Origin of the sequence: Dietzia sp. KRD202 (genome assembly GCF_017168155.1) — a bacterium.
Taxonomy (GTDB): domain Bacteria; phylum Actinomycetota; class Actinomycetes; order Mycobacteriales; family Mycobacteriaceae; genus Dietzia; species Dietzia kunjamensis.
The window spans coordinates 243,477-264,871 of sequence record NZ_JABFAN010000017.1; the positions used below are offsets into that span (position 1 = coordinate 243,477).

At 70.8% G+C, this 21,395-nt stretch carries 19 protein-coding genes and 1 tRNA gene; 9 read left to right on the forward strand and 11 right to left on the reverse strand.

From position 1 onward, the window contains the following. Positions 1-120: 120 nt before the first annotated feature. On the forward strand, positions 121-270 hold the full coding sequence (locus J1M64_RS13745) for a hypothetical protein (protein ID WP_172812132.1): 150 nt from the start codon (positions 121-123) through the stop codon (positions 268-270). A 57-nt stretch (positions 271-327) separates the two neighbouring features. Here the strand turns inward: J1M64_RS13745 and J1M64_RS13750 are convergent, their stop codons facing one another. Next, positions 328-1,218 carry a patatin family protein gene (locus J1M64_RS13750; RefSeq protein ID WP_244294182.1) on the reverse strand — a complete coding sequence of 297 codons (891 nt, stop codon included), beginning with the start codon at positions 1,216-1,218 and terminating at the stop codon, positions 328-330. A gap of 55 nt (positions 1,219-1,273) precedes the next feature. Here J1M64_RS13750 and J1M64_RS13755 point away from each other — a divergent pair, with 55 nt between their 5' ends. Then, entirely contained in the window at positions 1,274-2,743 is a 1,470-nt protein-coding gene (locus J1M64_RS13755; protein ID WP_206474470.1) for an alanine/glycine:cation symporter family protein, read from the forward strand. Beyond that, positions 2,740-3,732 carry an adenosine deaminase gene (add, locus tag J1M64_RS13760; RefSeq protein ID WP_206474471.1) on the forward strand — a complete coding sequence of 331 codons (993 nt, stop codon included), beginning with the start codon at positions 2,740-2,742 and terminating at the stop codon, positions 3,730-3,732. Before J1M64_RS13755 ends, add begins: the two co-directional genes overlap by 4 nt. Positions 3,733-3,775: 43 nt before the next feature. On the opposite strand, the gene J1M64_RS13765 is transcribed toward add, so the two are convergent. The 3 genes from J1M64_RS13765 to J1M64_RS13775 are packed head-to-tail and all read right to left on the reverse strand — an operon-like array spanning position 3,776 to position 6,872. After that, positions 3,776-4,159 (reverse strand): hypothetical protein, encoded by a 384-nt coding sequence (locus tag J1M64_RS13765; protein WP_206474472.1) that lies wholly within the window; start codon positions 4,157-4,159, stop codon positions 3,776-3,778. A gap of 30 nt (positions 4,160-4,189) precedes the next feature. Further along, positions 4,190-5,200 carry an LLM class flavin-dependent oxidoreductase gene (locus J1M64_RS13770; protein ID WP_206474473.1) on the reverse strand — a complete coding sequence of 337 codons (1,011 nt, stop codon included), beginning with the start codon at positions 5,198-5,200 and terminating at the stop codon, positions 4,190-4,192. 13 nt (positions 5,201-5,213) lie between these two features. Then, positions 5,214-6,872 (reverse strand): AMP-binding protein, encoded by a 1,659-nt coding sequence (locus J1M64_RS13775; protein WP_206474474.1) that lies wholly within the window; start codon positions 6,870-6,872, stop codon positions 5,214-5,216. Between the two features lie 192 nt (positions 6,873-7,064). Between J1M64_RS13775 and J1M64_RS13780 the strand changes: the two genes are divergently transcribed. Further along, positions 7,065-8,123 (forward strand): NAD(P)-dependent alcohol dehydrogenase, encoded by a 1,059-nt coding sequence (locus tag J1M64_RS13780; protein WP_206474475.1) that lies wholly within the window; start codon positions 7,065-7,067, stop codon positions 8,121-8,123. A gap of 9 nt (positions 8,124-8,132) precedes the next feature. Here J1M64_RS13780 and J1M64_RS13785 read toward each other — a convergent pair whose 3' ends face one another. From J1M64_RS13785 to J1M64_RS13795, 3 genes are read right to left on the reverse strand one after another with little or no spacing between them, the layout of a single operon-like run. Continuing rightward, positions 8,133-8,360, reverse strand: coding sequence for a hypothetical protein (locus tag J1M64_RS13785; RefSeq protein WP_007626596.1), 228 nt, complete (start codon positions 8,358-8,360; stop codon positions 8,133-8,135). 7 nt (positions 8,361-8,367) lie between these two features. After that, positions 8,368-9,345 carry a WXG100 family type VII secretion target gene (locus J1M64_RS13790; protein WP_256821402.1) on the reverse strand — a complete coding sequence of 326 codons (978 nt, stop codon included), beginning with the start codon at positions 9,343-9,345 and terminating at the stop codon, positions 8,368-8,370. Further along, positions 9,342-9,650, reverse strand: coding sequence for a hypothetical protein (locus J1M64_RS13795; protein WP_206474476.1), 309 nt, complete (start codon positions 9,648-9,650; stop codon positions 9,342-9,344). The genes J1M64_RS13790 and J1M64_RS13795 overlap by 4 nt, the downstream gene beginning before the upstream one ends. Before the next feature lie 124 nt (positions 9,651-9,774). On the opposite strand from J1M64_RS13795, the gene J1M64_RS13800 reads away from it, so the two are divergent. Together J1M64_RS13800 and J1M64_RS13805 are read left to right on the forward strand one after the other, a co-directional pair. Next, positions 9,775-10,452, forward strand: coding sequence for an HD domain-containing protein (locus J1M64_RS13800; protein WP_307872447.1), 678 nt, complete (start codon positions 9,775-9,777; stop codon positions 10,450-10,452). 4 nt (positions 10,453-10,456) lie between these two features. Continuing rightward, the gene (locus J1M64_RS13805) at positions 10,457-11,314 is read left to right on the forward strand and encodes a hypothetical protein (RefSeq protein ID WP_206474477.1); all 858 of its coding nucleotides are present in this window, start codon (positions 10,457-10,459) and stop codon (positions 11,312-11,314) included. A gap of 57 nt (positions 11,315-11,371) precedes the next feature. Here J1M64_RS13805 and J1M64_RS13810 read toward each other — a convergent pair. Next, positions 11,372-11,445, reverse strand: a tRNA-Asp gene (locus J1M64_RS13810). 60 nt (positions 11,446-11,505) lie between these two features. Then, positions 11,506-12,078: a hypothetical protein gene (locus J1M64_RS13815; RefSeq protein ID WP_240341205.1), complete on the reverse strand. Its 573-nt coding sequence runs from the start codon at positions 12,076-12,078 to the stop codon at positions 11,506-11,508. Between the two features lie 235 nt (positions 12,079-12,313). Between J1M64_RS13815 and J1M64_RS20430 the strand changes: the two genes are divergently transcribed. Together J1M64_RS20430 and J1M64_RS13825 are read left to right on the forward strand one after the other, a co-directional pair. Next, positions 12,314-15,238, forward strand: a complete 2,925-nt coding sequence (locus tag J1M64_RS20430) for a PD-(D/E)XK nuclease family protein (RefSeq protein ID WP_307872448.1) — start codon at positions 12,314-12,316, stop codon at positions 15,236-15,238. Further along, positions 15,235-18,675, forward strand: coding sequence for an exodeoxyribonuclease V subunit beta (locus J1M64_RS13825; protein WP_206474479.1), 3,441 nt, complete (start codon positions 15,235-15,237; stop codon positions 18,673-18,675). The genes J1M64_RS20430 and J1M64_RS13825 overlap by 4 nt, the downstream gene beginning before the upstream one ends. A gap of 50 nt (positions 18,676-18,725) precedes the next feature. Here the strand turns inward: J1M64_RS13825 and J1M64_RS13830 are convergent, their stop codons facing one another. Further along, positions 18,726-19,868 carry a DNA gyrase subunit A gene (locus J1M64_RS13830; protein WP_206474480.1) on the reverse strand — a complete coding sequence of 381 codons (1,143 nt, stop codon included), beginning with the start codon at positions 19,866-19,868 and terminating at the stop codon, positions 18,726-18,728. 252 nt (positions 19,869-20,120) lie between these two features. On the opposite strand from J1M64_RS13830, the gene J1M64_RS13835 reads away from it, so the two are divergent. Further along, positions 20,121-20,474 (forward strand): hypothetical protein, encoded by a 354-nt coding sequence (locus J1M64_RS13835; RefSeq protein WP_206474481.1) that lies wholly within the window; start codon positions 20,121-20,123, stop codon positions 20,472-20,474. A 61-nt stretch (positions 20,475-20,535) separates the two neighbouring features. Here J1M64_RS13835 and J1M64_RS13840 read toward each other — a convergent pair whose 3' ends face one another. Next, positions 20,536-21,390, reverse strand: coding sequence for a tyrosine-protein phosphatase (locus J1M64_RS13840; RefSeq protein WP_206474482.1), 855 nt, complete (start codon positions 21,388-21,390; stop codon positions 20,536-20,538). Positions 21,391-21,395: the final 5 nt, after the last annotated feature.

The window sequence follows — 21,395 nt, forward strand, 5'->3', positions numbered from 1 at the left end:
TTAGGCAATTAGTTAAGGAGCGGAAAGGTCACGATTCGGCGGTGGCGTCGGCCCCGCGGCCGACCGTAGTGTCTGAGACATAGCCCACAGCTGGTGGGTACCACATCGAAAGGACACACCATGTTCTCTGATTTCTGGGCAGGACTTGCAGCGGGCTCGGCCGAGCTCATCCCCGCGCCGTTCGGTTCGGCGGCCATCGACGGCCTGCTGCGCCTCCCGGCCTACGTACTCGGCACCCTCAGTGGTGGCGCGGAGCTGTTCGGCTCCTGATCTGACTCGACACGCCCCGGTGGTTCGCCACCGGGGCGTTTCGCGATTTCGGACGTTTTACATCCCGCAGAAGTCGAGCCAGGTGTCGACCTCACGCCTGGCCTGCTCCCGCCCGAGGACATACGCCTCGGCGAGGCGGTCCACGCGCCGCTCATAACTGCGGATCATCACCCGGTGCGGCCGGAAGACCAGCGCGTCACCGGATTCCTCCAGCGCCTCGATCTCGTCGAGGGTCTCGTTGTAGAGGGCCCAGCGGTGCATCAGCGCCTCCCCCACCGCCGGGAACCGGCGGAAGTAGGAGCGGTAGAACGGCGTCAGCCGTCGTGGCGGGATCTTCCGGTAGCCGTGCGGCTGGGTCAGCACCACCAGGAATTTGTCGTACCCCGCGTCGCGAGCCGCCGACAGCGGTATCCCGCCGTCGTGGCCCAGCGCCCCGTCGACGTAGTACTCGCCGTCGATGAGCACGGGCGGCATCCACACCGGCATCGTCGACGACGACCGGACCATCCTCATGAGGTCGCTCATCGACGTGATGTCGTCCTCGCCCCAGAAGACGGTCTCTCCGTCGGAGCAGCGGAACGTTCCTATCCGTGCCTCGGTACCGCTGGCGTCGAACGTCTCGAAGTCGTACGGGAGCACCTCGTCAGGCAGTCCGGCCTGCTCGTAGATGTACTCGGCGTTGAACAGACCCTTGCCGCGGGCGAAGCTGCGCCAGTCGCCGAAGTTCGGGTCCGCGGCCATCTCCACGAAACTCTTGCGGGCCCGGACCGCGTCGCGCGACACGTAGTTCGCCAGGTGGGAGGCACCCGCCGAGATCCCCGCGACCAACCCGGTGTGGATGCCCGCCTCGATCAACGTCTCCACGACTCCGGCGGTGTGCACCGCCCGCATACCGCCGCCCTCGAAGAGCAGGGCGACGTCCGGGGCAGTCGGTGCGAAGTCGGTCACGGTTACCAGGGTAGGTCGGATCGCCTCCGCGGCCGTGATCCGATACCGTCACCGTGTGAGCGCTGTCACCGACTTCATCGTGTCCATCAACGACGTCTACTGGTACGCGGTGATCGCGCTACTCGTCGTCGCCGGTCTCTACTTCTCCGTCACCACCCTCATCGTCCAGATCCGGATGTTCCCGGAGATGATCAGGGCGATCTTCGAGAAGCCGTCGGACATCGAGGAGAACAAGAAGGGCATCTCCGCCTTCCGGGCCTTCACCATCTCCGCCGCCTCCCGCGTGGGTACCGGGAACGTCGCCGGCGTCGCGATCGCGATCACGGTCGGCGGGCCGGGCGCGGTGTTCTGGATGTGGCTGCTCGCGATCATCGGCGGCGCCACCGCGTTCGTCGAGTCCACCCTGGCGCAGCTGTACAAGGTCAAGGGCAAGGACTCCTACGTGGGCGGGCCGGCCTACTACATCCGCGACGGGCTGGGCTGGAAGCCGCTGGCCATCGCCTTCGCCGTGATCATCACCGTCACCTACGGGTTCGTGTTCAACGCCGTCCAGGCCAACTCGATCGCCCAGTCCGTCCGCAACCAGTTCTCCCTCGAGGGCTTCACCCCGGGCCTGATCATCGGCATCGCCCTGGCCCTCGTCGTGGGCGCCGTCATCTTCGGTGGCGTCCGCCGGTTGTCCGCGGTCACCGAGATCCTGGTCCCCGTGATGGCGGTGGCGTACATCGTCGTCGCCCTCTTCGTCGTCGCGATCAACATCACCGAGGTCCCGGCGATGATCTCCCTCATCGTCGGCCACGCGCTCGGGCTCCGCGAGGTCGCCGGCGCCGCCGTCGGCGCGGCCATCATGCAGGGCATGCGCCGAGGACTGTTCTCCAACGAGGCCGGCATGGGCTCCGTGCCCAACGCCGCCGCCACCGCATCGGTCTCCCACCCGGTCAAGCAGGGCCTCGTCCAGGCGCTCGGTGTCTACTTCGACACCATCATCGTGTGTTCGGCCACCGCATTCATCATCCTTCTGGCCAACCCGGAGTTCGGCGGTGACCGCGAGGGCATCACGCTCACCCAGGACTCGCTGGCCGCCTCGGTCGGCGACTGGGGCGTGCCCTTCCTCATGGTGGTCATCTTCTTCCTCGCGTTCTCCTCCATCCTGGGCAACTCGTACTACGGCGAGGCCAACATCACCTTCCTGCGCGGCAACCCCGCCGCACTGCGGACCTTCCGCATCCTCGTGGTGCTCGCCGTCCTCGGTGGCAGCCTGGGCTCGGTCGACCTCATCTGGAACCTCGCCGACCTGTTCATGGGCGTCATGGCCACCATCAACCTCATCGCGATCATCCCGCTCGGCGGTCTCGCGGTGGCGCTCCTGCAGCACTACCTGAAGCAGCGGGCCAAGGGCCACAACCCGGTGTTCCACCGCGACGACCTGCCCAAGGCGCGGAACGTCTCCTCGTGGGACGGCACCGACCCCATGACCCACCAGCACGTCGCCGACGAGGCCCGCGAGGTCAAGGCCGAGGAATGACCCCCCGCACGAGCGCCCACGACCGCTTCACCGCGCTGCCCAAGGCGCACCTGCACGTGCACCTCGAGGCAGCGATGCGAGAGGCCACCCTGAGGCAGTGGTGCGCGGAGGACGGCATCGAGGTCCCGCCCCTCGTGGAGTATGCGGACTTCACCGCGTTCCTCGGCGCGTACGGCCTGCTCATCGACCTGCTGCACACCCCGGAGCGGGTCGGACGGCTACTGGACGAGGTGGTCGCCGACGCCGCCGCGCAGGGCGTCGTGGCGCTGGAGTTCGCGTCGATCCCCGAGAAGGCGGTCGCGTTCGGCTCGGCGGAGGAGGCGCTCGAGTTCATCCTCCCGGCCGCGGCCGACGCCGGGCGCCGTCACGGCGTGTGGACCGGGTCCATCGTGAGCATCGACCGCGGCGCCGGCCGCGAGCACGCATTGGAGGCCGCCCGGCTGGCCGCGCGGTTCGCCGACCGTGGCGTGGTCGCGGTGGGCCTAGTCGCCGACGAGCGCGGCAACCCTGTGGCCGACGCGGCCGGGGCGTTCGCGATCGCGCGGGACGCCGGCCTCGGGGTGGTGCCCCATGCCGGCGAACTGGCCGGCCCGGCCGAGGTGCGCTCCGCGATCGAGCTGGGCGTGGACCGGATCCAGCACGGCGTCCGGGCGGTGGAGGACCCCAGGGTGGTGGAACTGCTGGCCGAGCGCGGGACCTGCCTCGACGTGTGCCCCACCTCGAACGTCGTGCTGGACGTGTACCCCTCGCTGGAGAAGCACCCGCTGCCGCGGCTGCTCGAGGCCGGGGTGCGCTGCTCTCTGGGTGCCGACGACCCACTGCTGTTCGGTGTGGATGTCGTGGACGAGTACGTGGCCGCCCACGAACGGATGGGCGTGTCGGTGGCGCGGCTGGTCGGGGTGGCGCGGGCGTCGATCGAGTCGTCGTTCGCGCCGAACGACGTCAAGCGGGACGCGCTCGCCCGGATCGAGGCCTGGCGCCTCGACTGAGCGCGGGGCGCGCCCCGGGTGGGGTCAGGCACCCGCCTCGGGGTCAGGCGCCGCGGCGGATGCTGTCGGCGGCGAGGATCATCGGCACCTGGAGCGGGAGCCGGCCCCACGCGATCACCTGATACGGCCACACGGGCTTGCGACGCCAGGCGCGGACCATCTGCAGGTTTCCCGGGAAGACGCCGATGAACAGTGCGGTCGCGACCGCGCCGCCCAGCCTCCGGGTGGCGGGCGCGGCCAGCAGCCCGGCGACCGCCACCTCCACGACGCCCGAGCCGTAGGTCCACGCGCGCCGACTGCCCGGCAGCTCCGGCGGGACGAGTCCGTCGAACGGCCGGGGCGCCACGAAGTGCAGCGCCCCCATCGTGCCGAGGGCGGCGGGCATGGCCCAGTAGCGGACGGTGCCGCGGGTGGTCGCGTTGCTCATTCGCCCGAGACTACGGGGGCGGCGGGCCCCTCACCGGACCTCGGGTAGGACCCGCTCGCCGAGCAGGCGGAGCGACTCCCAGCCCGCCTCGACCGGGATCCCGCCACACAGTGGGTGGTTGGTGATGAGCCCCAGGTCGCCGGCACGCACGAGTCGTACCAGCTGGTCGGGGGTCGCCACCACGTAGACACCCTCGTCGCGCAGGTCGTCGACCGTGCGGGCGTCGGAGTGCACGAAGGAGTTGCGGGTGCCGCCGGCGTCGCCGGCGCCGGTCTGCCAGGCGCGGTACCCGAGGGCGTCGGCGAGGAGGTGGTGGCCGTACCGCGCCCAGAACTGGTCGGGGTCCTCGGCGCAGAACACCGTCGCGGGGCCGGGAACGGGTTCGACGACGAGGCCGGGCCGATGCCCGTGGGCGAGGCATTCCGCCCGGTACAGCGCGGTGAGCTCGGGATCGTCGACCTGCGGCTGGAAGTGCATGCCGAGTCGCCCGGCCCGCCGGGCGGCCGCCCTGCCACCGCCGAGGAAGATGAGGGGGTGGGGGTCGGAGAACGGCCTCGGCGTGGGCGAGGACCGCGGGGAGCCGTCCGCCGGGTCGTCGCCGACCGGCTCGCCTCGCCAGGCGGCCAGGATGGTCTCCAGCTGGGCGTCGAGACGAGCGCCCCGGGTTCTCCACTCGCGTGAGTGCAGCGCGTACTCGACCGGGCGGTAGCCCAGCCCGAAGGTGAAGCTGACCCGGCCCGAGGCGAGGTGGTCGAGGACCGAGATGTCCTCGGCGAGACGGACCGGGTCGTACAGCGGCGCGATGAGCGCCCACACCGTGATGGGGACGCGGCTGGTCACGGCCGCGACCGCCGACGCCGCGATGAGCGGGGACGGCAGATAGCCGTCCTCCGAGGCGTGGTGTTCGGAGAGGTTGACCGCGTCGTGGCCGGTCTCCTCGGCGTAGCGGGCCATGTCGAGGGCCGCGCGGTAGCGGTCCCGGCGCTCCTCCGGCCCGGCGCCCGGCGCGCGGAAGTCGAACCGCGTGACGACGTAGACCATCAGACCGCGACCACTACACCCGCGCCCCGGCCAGCTCGGTGTACGCGGTGCCCCGCTCGTCGCGCTCCCACCAGGTGTCCGCCGGCGCACCGCCTGCCCCTGTGCCGCCTGCCCCGGTGTCGCCTGTCCCCGGGCCGCCTGCGCCGGCGGCCCCCACGCCCTGCCTGATGAGTTCCCGCTTGAGGATCTTGTTGGTCGCCGTGGTGGGCAGGTCCACGGAGATCCGGACCCAGCGCGGCCACGCCTTGGGCGACAGGTCCGGCTGCGAGGCGAGGAACTGCTCGAACGCGGCCGGCTCCAGCTCCGAGTCGTGGCGGGGGACGATCGCCGCGGCGAGCTGGTCACCCACCCCGCGTGGATCGGGCAGACCGTAGACGGCGACCCGCGAGACCGCCGGGTTGCGCAGCAGGATCTCCTCGACGATGCCGGTGGCCATGTTCTCGCCGTCGACGCGCAGCCAGTCCCCGCTGCGCCCGGCCAGGTAGACGAAGCCGTCCGCGTCGCGGTAGGCCAGATCGCCCGACCAGTACATCCCGTCCCTCATGCGGTCGGAGGTCGACGTGTCGTCGTTGTAGTAGCCGGCGAAGAACCCCGCCCCCTCGGTGTTGACGAGTTCGCCCACACACTCGTCGAGGTTGGTCACGGCGCCGTCGTCGTCGAACACCGCGCGGGGACACTCCTGAACGGTCGCGGGGTCATACACGGCGACCCCCGGGAACGGTTCCCCGATCGACGCCAGCGGCGAGTTCTCGGTCCGCACGATGATCACCGCGAGTTCGGTGGAGCCGTAGGCGTCGCGGACCTCGCACCCGAACCGCTGCGCGAAGGCGGGGATGTCCTTGGCCGCGGCCTCGTTGCCGAACGCGGCGCGGAGCGTGGTCTGGGCGTCGTCGGGGCGGGCCGGGGTGTCGAGGATGTAGGCCAGCGGCTTGCCCACGTAGTTCATGTACGTCACGCCGTAGCGGCGGATGTCGTCCCCGAACCGGGTCGCACTGAACCGGCGGGCCAGCGCCATGGTGGCGCCCGCCGCGATCGCCGGAGAGAAGCCGCTCATGATGGCGTTGGAATGGAACAGCGGCATGGACAGGTACAGCACGTCATCGGAGGTCAGGCCAAAGGACGGCGCGAGGTTCTCCCCGGACATCGTCACCGTGAAGTTGCCGACCTGCACCGCCTTCGGATCACCCGACGTGCCCGAGGTGAAGATGAGCATGAACGGGTCCATGGCCTCCACCGGCGGCGGGTCCTGGGGGGCGGACGACGACGCCACCAGCGCCGCCCACTCGTTGGAGTCGGTGTCGATCACGCTGACCTCACCCAGGTCGAGGCCGTCCAGCAGCAGCTTGAGCTCGCGGTCCGTCAGGATGACCTGGCACTCGGACTTGCGGATGTCACGGGCCAGCCCCTCCCCGCGGCGGGTCGCGTTGAGCCCGACGGTGACGTACCCGCCCGCCGCGCCGGCCGCCAACGCGTAGAGCATCTCCGGGGTGTTCTCCAGCAGCGTCGCCACGTGGAGCGGCCGTGCGGGATCCAGCATCCCCGTGACGGCGCCGGCCCGGGCGTCGGCGCCCGCGAGGTAGTCACGCCAGGTGATCGAGGTGTCGTCGTAGCGGATCGCGACGGAATCGGAGTCGGCGTGGCGGCGGAGTTGTTCGCGGACGGTGTCGGCCATGTGGGAATTCCTTCACGGGAGGCGGTGTGATCTGGATCATAGCCATGGCGCTGACATGCGTCAGGGAATCGCGGACGGGAACCGCGCCGACGCTCGGCTTTCTGCAGCGGGACGCGCGCGCCTCTACTGTGGCGGGCACTCCGACTGGACAGTTCGCACCACGAATCCGACTCGATCAACGGGAGACCACACATGGACGTCGCCGCCGTCGCCGCCACCGCACCGGACGCACCCCTGGAGAAGACCACGATCCGACGTCGGGACACCGGCCCGGACGACGTGCTCATCGAGATCGAGTTCGCCGGCATCTGCCACTCCGACATCCACCACGTGCGCGGCGAGTGGGGGCAGACCACCTATCCCGTGGCACCCGGGCACGAGATCATCGGCATCGTCCGCGAGGTCGGTTCGGAGGTCACGCGGCACGCGGTCGGCGATCGCGTGGGCGTCGGGTGCCTGGTCGGCGCCTGCCACGAGTGCGCCTCCTGCCAGGCCGGCCAGGAACAGGAGTGTGAGCGCGGGTCGGTCGCGACCTACGGCTCCCCGCTGCCCGAGGGCAACCCCGAGGGCCCGGTGACGAACGGCGGCTACTCGACCCACATCGTGGTCGAGGAGCCCATGGTGGTGTCCGTACCGGACGGGCTCGACCCGGCCGCGGCGGCGCCGCTGCTGTGCGCGGGGATCACGATGTTCTCGCCGCTGAAGCAGTGGAACGTCGGCCCGGGCACCAAGGTCGCGGTGATCGGCATGGGCGGACTCGGACACGTCGGGGTGAAGCTCGCCGTGGCGATGGGCGCCGAGGTGACGGTCCTGTCGCAGACCACCTCCAAGCGGGACGACTCGCTGAAGTACGGCGCCGTGGAGCACTACGCGACCGCAGGCGACGAGGGCAAGGCCACACTCCGCGAGCTCCGCGGCACCTTCGACATCATTCTCAACACCGTCTCCGCGAGCCTGCCGATGGACCGGTTCCTCGCCACGCTCAAGCCGCGCGGAGCGCTGGTCAACATCGGCATCCCGACCGAGCCGATGTCGGTGCGGGCCGGGTCCGTCGCCGCCGGGCGCAGGATCCTGACCGGGTCCATGATCGGGGGAATCCCCGAGACCCAGGAGATGCTCGACTTCTGCGCCGAGCACGGGATCACGGCCGACATCGAGCTCATCTCGGCGGACAAGATCAACGAGGCGTACGACCGCGTCGTGAGCTCGGACGTCCGGTACCGGTTCGTGATCGACGCCAAGACGTTCTAGGGGTGGGCGTCAGGTTTCACCGGTGAACCACATCCAGATGAATGTCGCCACGAATCCCACCGTCGAGAGGATGAGGACGGTCCGGCTGTAGTGATCCTCCCAGGCCATCTGGATGAACCGCCGCTTGAACTCTTCCCACTTGCCGTCCCAGAATCCGGGTTCCGGTTCCAGGGCGGGGTGTTCGTAGGGGTGCGGGTCGCGTTCCGACGGGTCGTCCCATCTCTGCCCATACCTCATGGTCGTGTCACCTCTCTGCCGTGTGGGCCCGGTACCGGTCGTGAGCCATATCGCCCGCCTGCTGTCCCAGGTACGTCCCGACGGCCGCACCGATGCCGGCGCCGATGAACGTGCCGAGGGGACCGAACATCGTTCCTGCGACGGCGCCGGCTGCGGCGCCTCCGAGCGCGCCGCCACCCAGAGCCCCGAGGGTCTCCGCGACGGCCTCGCCGGTCGACGTCTTCCCCTGGGCGTGGGCCTTCACGCCGTCGTACACCGTAAGCCCGCCACCGACCGGACCGGCGACCCTACCGAGCCCCCGCAGTCCTGTCGCCGCGGCTCTGCCGAAGTCATCCGGGGCCGGGTTGAGCGTGTGTCTCCCCCGCGTCAGTGGATCGAGTTCATCGGCGACGTCCGGGTAACCCCGTGACGCGGCCCCCGTCATCGCGTCCACACCGCGACCCGGCCACGGGTCGTCCGGGCCCGGGATCGGCGACCGATCGACCTCGGGTGGGATCGCGGCGTGCAGCCGAGCGGCGATCTGGTCGATCTCGCGCCCGTAGTGCTCATCGAGGGAGCGAACGGTGTCGACCGCGGAGCTGATCGCCTCCGCATGCTCATCGACCGTCGATTGATCGATGTCGTCGCGACCCGACAACGGACGCACCGACGATTCGCTCACCTCGAGTCCGGCTGCCCCGGCATCGGCGATCCGATCTCGAACCGTCTGAACTGCCGGCCCCAGAGCAGCGTGCGAGCTCCGGAGAGCATCAGCCAGATCCTCGAGTCCGTCAGCCAGCGTGCTGACGTGCGACTTCTCACGTTCCACGGTGTCGAGGACGGCGTCAGCGGCCGCCCCGTCCCAGCCATCATCCAGCTCCACCGCACCGTCGACCAGGTCCCTCCGGATGCCCTGCGCCACCGAGTGCTGCCGGCCGACCTCGCCGCCGGCCCCCGCCAACGCGGACACGTCCCAACGACGAATGTCCGCGACTGTCCAGCTCACCGCCGGGCCACCGCTGCGAGGAGAGCCGCGAAGTCCTCATCCTCGGCCTCGAGGAACCGGTGCGCCTGGGCAGCGAAGTCGGCCAGGCCCCCGAGCCGACCCGCGATTCTCAAGGCGCACACCGCGGCAGCACCGCACGCCCGGTCCACCGCCTGCTCGATCGCCGACCCGCCCGGAAGACCGCCGCCCAGACGTGCCGTGACCTCGGAAAATGTCACCTCCGCGGCCGCCTCCCCGCAGTCGCGGAACACCGAGACCGCGCTCGCGATCTTCCCGGCATCCGCCCTGATCGTCCCGTCGGGCACGAGCCCTCCTCGTCGTCGTTCCGGTCTACTACCGGGACGCCCCCGTGGCGTCCTCACCATGTACGACGCGCGCCCCACGCCGATCGGTTCCCCCGTGTCGTACCCGTGGTGTGTACTCGGGAGTGTGGAAGGGACACCGGTCACCGCCGGTTCCACCCACGACCCGGCGGCGTCGCCCGGCGTCGGGACCTCTCCCCTCGAGGAGTGCACCATGTCGCTCACCTGGACCCCCACCCTCGACCGCGCGCTCGCGGTCGCCGCCCGTTGCCACGCCGGCCAGACCCGCAAGGACGACCCGACGCCCTACATCGCCCACCCGGTCGCGGTGGCGCTGATCGTCTCGGACTTCACCTCCGACGAGGACGTGGCGGTCGCGGCGCTGCTGCACGACGTCCTGGAGGACGTGCCGCCAACGGTGTACTCGGCCGACGACATGACCGCCGAGTTCGGCGAGCGGGTCACGGAACTCGTCCGCGGCGTGTCGGAGGACAAGACCGCCGGTGTCCAGACCCCGCCGTGGCGGGTGCGCAAGGAGGGCTACCTCGCGCGACTGGCCGAGGACTCCCACGAGTGCCTGCTCATCTCGGCCGCCGACAAGATCCACAACCTGCGCTCGATGGTCACCGCGCACGAGCGGCTGGGCGGTGACATGTGGGGCCTGTTCAACGCCGGGCCGGAGGAGAAACTGTGGTTCTACCGCGCGATCGCCGACGCCGTCGCCGAACGGCTCGGTGACTGCACCGCCTCGCGCGAACTCCGCCGGGCGGTCGACGACGTGGCCGCCCTCGCCCCGGTGGGATGACGCCGTGCGCGACCAGCTCTCCGGCCCGGGCAGCGCGCCGCTGCGTCCGGCGGAGGACCCCTGGGACGGTTTCGAGACCACCCTGGCCGGCCATCTGCGCAGGTCGGGGGCGGTCGGCGCGATGGAGTTCACCGCGCCGTCCGACGCGTCCGGAACGCGGGGGCGGTGCGTCGTCCACCTCGCGCCCGGCGGCGAGCGCACCTGGGTGACCGTGCGCCTCGCCGGTCACCCCCTCGTGGAGGAGATGATCGCCCACACCTCCCCCACCGCGCCCGGCACCATCGCCCGGGCGGTCGCCGATGCCTGCCGCGACCGGCTCGGGGTACCGCACCCCCAGCTGCTGACCCTGCGCTGCCAGGGCACGGTCGGGCGGCACACCGGACCGCTGCGTCTCCTCCGCACCGACTCGATCCCCATCGGCAACGACCCCGCCGACCACCCGAACCCCATCGACATGGCGGTGGAGGTGGCCGACCACGAGGACGCCCGGGAACGGTTCGAGGCGATCGTCGAGAGAGTCACGGGACGGGCCTGCGTGGTCGACGACCGCGGAGCCATCGTCTTCGACCACGTCGGCCACCGGATGCACGTCTCGTTCGACGAGGACGAGCCGTACGCGCGCATCTGGGCGTGGGTCGTGCGGGGAGTGCGCTCCAGGTCCGACGCGGCGCTCGAGCTGGCTCGACTCAATCTCGACAACGAACGCACGTCGTGGATCCTCGACGGCCGGCACGTCCTGCAGCGGACCACCGTGCCGGTCGCCCCGCTGCTCCCCCACCACGCCCAGGTAGCGCTCGAACACTTCCTGTTCACGTTCTCCTCGACGCGGGACGCGATCGCGGCGAGGCTGGGGCCGCGGTAGCCGGACAGACGAAAGCCGGTGCGTTCGGCGTGGACCGAATGCACCGGCTCTCTCCGGCGACCCTGACGGGACTCGAACCCGCGACCTCCGCCGTGACAGGGCGGCGCGCTAACCAACTGCGCCACAGGGCCGTGCTCGTGGCACGAGGCAAAACACTAGCGGAACCCCCGACCGCGCCCTCGACCACCCCGTCACTCCGCCCAGAAGGACACCATCGGCTGGCTCGAGATCAGCTCCCCACCCTGGTAGATCCACATTCCCGACGAGTCGATCGAGTAGAGGACGTCGTTGTTGGCGACCATCGCCGAGCCACCGGAGACCGCGGGATCGTCGATCTCCACCCCGGCCCCGTCGGCGTAGCCGCGGTAGTAGTACCGGCCGTTGTCCGGATTGACGCAGATGGAGAACGAGGCCTGGGTGGTGCGGCCGATCATCGCCGCCGGATCACCGGCATTGCACCGTGCCTGACGGTTGTCGACCCAGCCGGAGGAATCCGCGCCGGCGGGATACCCGACGGTCGGCGACGAGCGGGTCGCGGGCGCCTCGCGGGTGACCGTGACGGTCTCGCGCTCCGGCGCGGTTGTGTAGGCGGTCTCCGTGACCGGGGGCTGTGAGGGAGCCGTGGGGGACGACGACGAGGAGACAGCGACCACCTGACCCGACCCGTCGCCGGAGACGCCGCCCGGGCGCAGGAAGAGATAAGCGATCGCGCCGATCAGCGCCAGCGCCAGGATCGCCAGGAGCGCGATGAGGGCGATGGCCACGCCGGAGCCCCCGCGCTGTGGTTCGGACTGATACCCGGACCCCTGCCATCCCTGCGGTGTCCGCGATCCTGCCGCCCCATTGTCCCAGCCGTACGACATCGGCGGTGCCCCCTCGCTTTCCGCTGCCCCGGGTGGGCCGGTCTGACCGGACGGTAGCAGCAGGGTCCGACGCCGTCAGCGGTGATGAGAGACCGTCCACCCCGGGGTTGTCGGACCCGTGGGGCACCATGGCGGTGTGACCGGATCCCAGGCTCATCCCACCGCCCTCGCCGCCGAGGTGCACCGCCTCCGCGGTACCGACCCCCTCGGCCGCATCACCGTCCTCGTGCCCTCGTTCGGTGCGGTCCGGGACCTCGTCCGGGCGTTGGCGCTCAGTGGTGGCTCGGTCAACGTGGCGGTGCGGACCGCCTCCCAGGTGATCAGCGAGCTCTCGGCTCCCGCACTGGCACCGAGGGCCGCACTCCCGTTCCCGCTCCTAGCCGCCGCCGTCGAGAAGGCGTTGGACGCCGACCCGGGGTACCTCGAGTCGGTCGCCGCCGAGCCCGTCACGGGGCAGGCTGTGGCCCAGGCCTGCCTGCGGCTCGGGACCGTCGAGCCGGGGTCGGTCGGCGCGCAGACCCGCTTGCACTCGGAGGTCCTCCGGCTGGCCGACGAGGTCCACGCGATGACAGGTGCCGCGTACTACACGCAGTTCGAGGCCGTGGGCATCGCGCTGAAGCGTCTGGACGAGCTGGGCCGGATCGTGCTCGCCGCACCGTTGCGCGGGACTCAGGCCGAGCGCAGGCTGCGGGCCGCGCTGGATCAGCGCGGTATCTCCCCTCTTCCCGGCACCGGATCGGACCATCTCGCCTCCGCCGCCGAGCCCGGCACCGGGAAGGCGGTCACCGGCACCCACGTGCTCCACGCGTCGGATTCCGATGACGAGGTGCGCGCAGTGGTCCGATTCGTCCGCTCGCGTCTCGCAGACGGGGTCCCCGGCTACCAAATCGGTGTCTACTACCCCTCACCGGACCCCTACTTGCGGCTTCTCCACCGAGCCTTCGCGGAAGCCGGGATCACCGTCTACGGCCCCTCCGACGCGGCACTCGGCCGCTCCCCCGCCGGCCGTACGATCGTGCGGCTGCTGGGCCTGGATGCCGACCGGATGCCCCGCGCCGATCTCCTCTCGATCATCGCCGAAGGTGCGATCGCCCCGTTCGACGACGACGGCGCCGCCGTCTCGTCCCGGCGGCTCGAGATCCTCACCCGGACGCGCTTCCCCGTCATCGGTGCCGGCGACTGGGAGCGACTGGCCGAGTATCTGCAGGCCGAGCCTGAGGCCCTCGCCGAGTCCGAACGGGCCGCCGCTGCCGCGCTGCTGCGCCTGATCCGAAACATCCGTTCCGGACTCGCTGCCGTCGACGCCGCGCGTACCTGGACGGAGGCCACACGGGCTGTGACAGGTCTCGTCGCCTCACTGTTCCGTCAGGCCCCCGACCGGGCCGCCGTGCTCGCGGTGCTCGGTTCCCTAGGCGATCTGGATACGATCGCGCCGGCGATCACCCGGGATCGCGTCGTGGGTGCGGTCGCCACGCGACTGGACGCGATCGGTGACCGTGTCGGCGAGGAGGGCGCCGGGGTCGCCCTGGGGCCGATCGACGACGCCGTGGGTCGCGATCTGGACACCGTCTGCGTCGTGGGAATGGCGGAGGGATTGCTCCCGGTCCTGCACAAGCCCGACCCGCTCGTCCCCGAGGGCGCGGTCGAGCCCCCCTCCTCCGAACGACTCGACGAGCGGTACCGGGTTCTCCAGCTGGCGCTGACCGCCGGCTCCGAGCACCGCATGTGTTCGTTCCCCCGTGGGTCGATGCGAGGCGGCGGCGACCGGATCCCGTCCCGCTGGCTGCTGCCCACCCTGTCCCGACTCGCCCGGAAGTCCGTTCGCGCCACCAAGTGGCAGCAGGACGTCGACGGATGCCCGGCCGTCACCGCAGTGCCCTCGTTCGTCGACGGCGTGCTCACCCCGCCGACCGCCCTCGGTTCGGACCCGGCCACCCTCGCCGAACTGCGGATCCGGGACCTCTCCGCCCACGGGTGGCTGGCTCGGGCGGATGCCCCTGATCTGCTGGTCCGCGCCCACGAGATGCGTCAGGACCGTCGGCGTGGCCGGTTCACGCGGTTCACCGGCGACGTCTCTTCGGCTGCCGACCTGCTCACCTTCCTCGACCATCCGCTCTCGCCCACGAGGCTGGAGGATTGGGCACAGAGTCCCTACCTGTTCTTCCTCTCCACGGTGTTGCGGGTCCGAACGCTCGACGACCCGGCTGCAGATATCGAAATGGACCTGCGCGACTACGGCGACCTGGTCCATTCGATCCTCCAGCGCTACATCTCCGATCGGGTGGAGACCGGGTCCGGCCCGGACCGCGACCTGCTCATGAGAGCGCTTCGCAGCGAATGCGAGGCCGCCATCGCGACCTCGCCGGGCCTCGTGGCCTCGTTGTGGCGCCGAAGGGAGATCCTGCTCGGAGCCGAGCTGGACCGGTGGTTCTCGGAGGATGAGGTGGACTTCGAGGCGGGGTGGGCCCCAGCCGCTACCGAGCTCGGGTTCGGCCGACAGGCCCCCGACGGCTCGGTGGTCCAGATCCCGTTCGAGGTGACCACCTCCCGCGGCGCGACATCGGTCCTCCTCGCCGGGTCCATCGACCGGCTCGATGAGCGCGGAGACGCCCAGCGGGTCACCGACTACAAGACCGGGAAGCCACCGGAGTCAGAAGACCGGCCGACCGAGGATGATCCCACCATCTCCGGCACGCGATTCCAGTTGCCGCTCTACGCCGCGGCCGCCGAGGCATCCCACGACCTCCCGGTTCGCGAGGTGCGGTACTGGTACTGCACCGAGCGCGGGGAGTTCGAGCAGATCTCCCTCGACATCACCGTCGACGTCATGGCCAAGGTCCGTGAGGACGTGGGCAATCTGGTGGACGCCCTCCAGCGGGGCTGGTTCCCGCTCAAGGGCGGGCGAGGGTCGTCCCGTGACCTGGCCAAGCTCATCGGGGGCACGGAGCTCGACCGCGCCTGGGAGCAGCTGTCCCAGCAGGTACCGATCGCGTCCCATCCCGCATTCGCCGGCCTCGTCGCCGCCGACCCGACCGAGAACGAATCGGAGACGACCACATGAGCCACCTCCCCGACCGGGCCGCCCGTCTCCGCGTGGAAACAGACACCTCCGCCACGCTCTTCGTGGAGGCCGGCGCCGGGACCGGAAAGACCCATGCCCTGGTCAGCCGGCTCAGCACGCTCCTGTTGGACGACGCCGTGCCCGTCGACCGAATCGCAGCGATCACCTTCACCGAGAAGGCGGCCGCCGAGCTACGCGACCGGCTCCGCGTGACACTGGTCGACCTGCGCGCCAAGGGCGACCACCGGGCTGATGCCGCACTGGCGGGCCTCGACACCGCCGCGATCGGCACGCTGCATTCCTTCGCCCTGCGGCTGCTCTCGGAGAATCCCCTCGAGGCGGGGATCCCGCCGAGGGTCACCGTCCAACAGGACACCGCAGAGGCCACCGCCGTCGAAGCCCTGTGGCAGGAGTCCGCCACCCTCCTGTTCGGCAGCGGCCCGACCGCCACTCGATCAGGCAATCTGGCGCAGGCAGTCGACGACATGCTCGACGCCGGCGTGAATGCCCACGCGTTCCGCGAGGTGGTCGAGGCACTGCACCGTGACTGGGACCGCCTGCCCACCGATCCCCTGTACCCGGACGTCGCGGACCTGCCCGTGTCGCCGGATCTGGCCGAGGTGGTCGCTGCCGTCGGATCGATCGTCGGGTGGCGGGACTCCTGCCAGGACGAGACGGACAAGCTCTACGCCGTCCTCGACGACCACGAGACCTGGCTGGCGAACCTGCAGGACGCCGCCACGGACCCGACCGCGTCACCCTCCTGGATGGAACTCCTGGGAGATCCGGTCAAGGCAGGTCGCGGCGGCAAGGGCGCGAGCTGGGGCGGGACCGACGTGGTCAAGGAGATCAAAGAGGAGATCAAGCAGCTCTCCTCCGTATGCGAGGCGATCCTCGTCGAGCACTGGCGTCCACGCATCGCGGTGGTGCTCGACGCCCTCATCCCCGTGGTCCGACGACACGCCGCCGACCGCCGCCGCCACGGCACCCTGCAGTTCCACGATCAGCTCGTCCTCGCGCGCGAACTACTGCAGAACCCGACGGTCCGCGAGCGGGTCCGGGCACGCTACCAACGGATCCTCATCGACGAGTTCCAGGACACCGACCCCATACAGCTGGACATCGCCGAACTGCTGACCACCGCAACCGACGGCTCCGGACCCGAACCCGGCCGGCTCTTCACCGTCGGCGACCCCAAGCAGTCCATCTACCGGTTCCGGCGTGCCGACATCGCCACCTATCTCCGCGCCCGGGGTGGCGCCGACAACGTGGGCGGGGTCGAGATCGAGCGACTCAGCACGAACTTCCGTTGTTCACGTCCGGTCCTCAACTGGGTCAACGAGGTGTTCTCAGAGGTACTCACCGCCTCCGACGGCATCCAACCCGAGTACCGGGATCTCGAACCCGCACCGAGCCGGCCCGAGCACGACCCCGCCCACGGGCCGCGACCGTTCATCTTCCGCACGGAGGACGTTCCCGAGCACTGCCCACCCGACTCGAAGGAAGCCACCGAACGCCACTGGACCGAGGCCTCCGATGTGGCGAGGGTGATCGCCACCGCCATCCGGGAGAGCTGGACCCACGAGTCCAAAGAAGGTGGGCAGACCCCGCTGCGACTGGCCGACATCGCGATCCTCCTGCCGTCACGCGGGTCCCTGCCCATGCTCGAGACCTGCCTCGACCACGCCGGGATCGACTACCGCACCGAGGCCTCGTCGATCGTCTACGGGACACCTGAGATCCGCGACCTTCTCCTGGCCGTTCGCGCCGTGGCCAACACCGCCGACGAGGCCTCCCTCGTGGGCGCGCTGAGGTCACCGCTGTTCGGCTGCGGTGACGACGACCTCCTGCGTTGGCGCGCCGCCGGTGGCACCTGGGCTCCCGGCGCACCGGCACCCACGGATTTCGAGGCGTCGCCCGTCGCCGAGGCGATGGGCTACCTCTCGGCCCTGTCCCGCGACACCCGGCGCCCCGGCGAGCTGTTGGAGAGGCTCGTTCACAACCGCATGGTCTTCGAGTCCGTCGCCGAATCTCCGCGCCGGCGCGACCTGTGGCGGCGGATCCGGTTCGTGATCGAGCACGCATGGCAATGGGAGGAGTCCGCCACCGACCCCGCGCGTGCCGACCTGCGGGATTACGCCGACTGGGCATTGACGCTGACCGCGGAGGACGCCCGCGTCCCCGAAGCCGCCATCCCCGAGATCGGGGTGGACGCCGTACGCATCAACACCATCCACGCCTCAAAAGGCCTGGAGTACCCGATGGTCATCGTGGCCGGGATGAGTCGGGGCTGGCCGAACGGTCAGGGCCGGCTCCTGTGGACCGACGACGAGACTCCCCGGCCGGCCGTGTCGTTCTCCGCTGCCGTCCGCGATCCCGGGTACACACCAGCCGCCGATCTGGAGAAACAGCACGCCCGCGCCGAACGGATCCGGCTTCTCTACGTAGCCACGACCCGCGCGCAGAGCCGCCTCGCGGTCTCCGGCCATGGCTACGCCCTCAACACCGACGGAAAACCCAAGGCCGGCCTGTGGGGGACACTCCTCGGCTCCGTCATCGAAGACGCCGATGCGCCCGATCTGGTCGAGTACGGCGAGAACCTGCTCGAGGTTGCCGCCGCGCCCGCCGTGGACGTGCCCGACGAAGCGGAATGGGTGGAACGCAGCCGGCGGATCTCTGCCAGGTCCGCCGAGCGCGCGGGCTGGTCGGCGACCCGGATCGTGCACCCGGAAGCCGAGAGTGCCTCCGACGGCACCGGCGACGACGCACGCGACGACGAGGCCCGAGAACCGCGCCCACTTCCCGAACGGCTGGCTGCCGCGTTGCGCGACCGGTTCAGCCCGGCCCCGACGCGACCGGACGAGTTGCCGCCCGCACCGCGGGGCACCCCGCTCGCCTCCGGGCCGGACGTCGGTACCGCCGTGCACTACCTGGCCGAGTACACGGACCTGAGCCGCCTGCTCGGGCCGACCGCCGACCGCGACTCCTCGATCGCGGACTGGGAGCGATGGGCGGCGGACCAACTAGTCGCCCTCGGGTTGGGGGGCGCCCTGCGCGGGAGCCGGAACCCGGAGGCCGTCGCGGAGATGGTTTCCGTCGCGCGAACCGCACTGACCTCCGAGCCCGTCCGGCGGGCGGCGACTCGCACCCACTGGGCCGAGCTACCCGTGGCGGGGCCGCTGAGCACCGCGGATGGGACGACGGTCGCGGTGGACGGGGTCGTCGATCTCGTGATGGAGGAAGCCGACGGCTCGTTGACGATCGTCGACTACAAGACCGACGTCGCCGTCACGGTGGACACCGTTGACGAGTACCTGCTCCAGTTGTGCGCCTACGCCGAGCTGCTCGGTGGCACCACCGGAAAGACGGTGGGGAGGATCGAGCTGGTCTTCTGCCGCGGGGCCCGCCCGACGGTGGTGGCCCGCGACCTGGGCTGACGACACGGCCCTGCGGGGCGGGGCCCCGCGGGGGCGGAGCCCAGACAAGGTCAGCCCAGGTTGCTCCACACCACGCGGCCGTCCGCGACCGCGGCGAGTGCCGAGTCGCACGGGGCGCCCACCGTGAAGGCCTGGTAGAGCTCGACCAGCAGATCCACGACCGAATCCCACATCCGGTGAAGGGGCTGGCCCCCGCCGTACGCCCACACCGAGCCGGCGTCGCGACCGGCGCGGTACGACACCGCGTAGCCGAACCCGCTGCGCTCGGCGAACGGCCACAACCGACCCGCCCACGTCGCGTCACCACCCGGCTCAGACCCGAGGGTGCCGGCCCCCATCGCCTGCTCGAACCTCGCCGCCTGCACCTCGAACCCCTGGGCCGCGGTGAGCGGCTCCGCGAACGGGAACAACCCCTCCACCGAATCGAGGCCCGTCCTGCGCAGGTGCCACAACATGGTGCGGACACCGGTGGTGTCGTCGACGCCGCACCTGTCCAGTAGAGCGCCCGACGGACTCTCGGACTGCCGGGGATCGTCGGCCGGGCGCGCGCCGTCGCAGGCGACGACCGAGGCCACCCGGAGGAGCTCCGCGAGGGCGTCGGCCAGTTCGCCGATCTGCTCGTCGAGCACCACCGAGGCGTCGTCCTGCCCCGCCATCGACCGGCGACCACCAGCCGACCGGCCGCCGGTACCCGACGTCGGCGGGTCCGGGTGAGGCTCGGAATCGGGGGCGGTCCGGGACTCCCCCATCGCGGAACTGATGCGCGCGAGAGCGCCGTCGAACTCCTCGCTCCACTCGCCACCGGCGACCCAGTCCTCCTCGGCGACCGGAGGCACGGTCCGCAGCGGGGCCGGTGGGGGCGGGGACGGCTCGTCGGGGATGGCGGGCAGGAAGCCGGTGACGTCGGCCAACAGGTCCATCCGGGCGCGTCGGCCCTCGTCCATCCGCGAGCGCTCCGAGCGGGTGAACGCCATGACCGGCAGGGTGAGGAGCAGCGCGGCCTGACGGCCGGTGAAACCGAAGCCCAGCTTGAGCGCCCGGCGCGCCTCGACCGGCGACTCCGCGTCGCGGATGGCCGCCATCACCCCGTCGAGGTCCTCGCAGGCCCGGAGGATCGCCTCCGCCTCGTCCCAGGACCTCCCGATGTCGTCACCGGGTTCGAACCATCCTCCGACGGTACGCGCAGCGCCCACGACAACCCCCCTTCTCGTCGACGAACCACACATTCGCCCCCTCAGATCCGCGGGAATCCTACGCCCGCCCGCGCTCCCGTGGCGGTTCCAGGACCAGCACTATGCGGAGACCTCCGGAAGCGCCTGCGGCAGGCCGCATGTGACCCATCTCTCCGCACGCGGGCGGCGCTCTGACCAGTGCCGATGGCGGGACAATCGAACCCTCAGGATTGACCGAAATCCACGACGGGATCAGTGCGTAGGGTCCGAGGCATGCGCAAAACCCTGATGCTCGAGGAACGTCAGCCGGACGACACCGGCACGGCGCACTCGGACGTCGACACCATGCCCGACGTCACCCACGCCACCGTCCTCCCGGCGCCGCTGACGACGATCATCGCCGCGGTGGCGGGCGGACTGATCGGCATCGCTGCGGTCTACGGGGTGGCGTCCAGACTGGCCGGCTCGCTCACCGCGGTCGCGGCCATCGTCATGGTCTTCGCGGTCACGCTGGCCGGCCCCCGGGTCCACGCGGCGGCCCGCACCGAACTCGGGCGGACGATCGCGGTCACGCTCCAGGCGATCGGGTTCGGCGGCGTCGTCGGCGCGCTGGTCATCGCCGCCTGAACCATCGCCGACTGAGCCATCCCTGTCCTGGTCAGCCCCGCCTGAACCATCGCCGTCCTGGTCAGCCCCGCCTGAACCGCGCGGACAACTCGTCGACAGCCGCCTCCTCCACCCCGGCGCCCTCCACGAGGTATCGCCGCGCGTCACCGAACTCACGGGCCAACACATCCAGGGAGCGGCGGAGGTTGGACTCCTCGACGCCGATGAGCACCTCTATCGCCTCGAGCTTGTCGGGCATCTCCGCCTGCACGTAGGTACGGATGGAGGAGACGAAGTCCGCGGACATCTCCCGCGTGAGCAGGTAGTCCGCGATCACATCCTCCTCCCGGACACCGGCGACCAACTGCACCAGCGCCGAGACCCACCCGGTGCGGTCCTTGCCCGCCGTGCAGTGCACGATCGCCGGGCCCGACGACACGGCCAGGGCGTGGACGGCCCGACCGAACGCCCGCCGCTCGTGATCACCCACCACGAACCGCTCGTAGGTCGCGGCCATCTCGCGCCGCGCCTCCTCGGCCCCGGCCAGGCCGGACGCACTGAGGGTCGCCGCCGAGGTGTGCCCGCCCAACACGTCGATCGGCAGGTACTCGGCCCCGGCGGGGACGACGTCGGGCTGCTTGTCGATCTCGGCGCCGGTGCGCAGGTCGACGACGGTCGAGACGCCGAGTTTCTCGAGCACCGCGAGGTCGTCGTCGCCCACCGCGAGGGTCGTGGACCGGTAGACGAGACCGCGGGCCATCGACCCGGACGGACGGAGTGCGTAGCCCGGGCCGGCCACGTCCCGGAAATTGTGGACGCTGGTGAGTCGGACATCGCTGACGACGAACCCGTCCCGGTCGAGGCCGACCTCGTCGTCGTCGGATCCCCGGACGACACCCTCGTCCACGTCGACGTTCCCGCCGTGTTCGCCGACCATCCCAC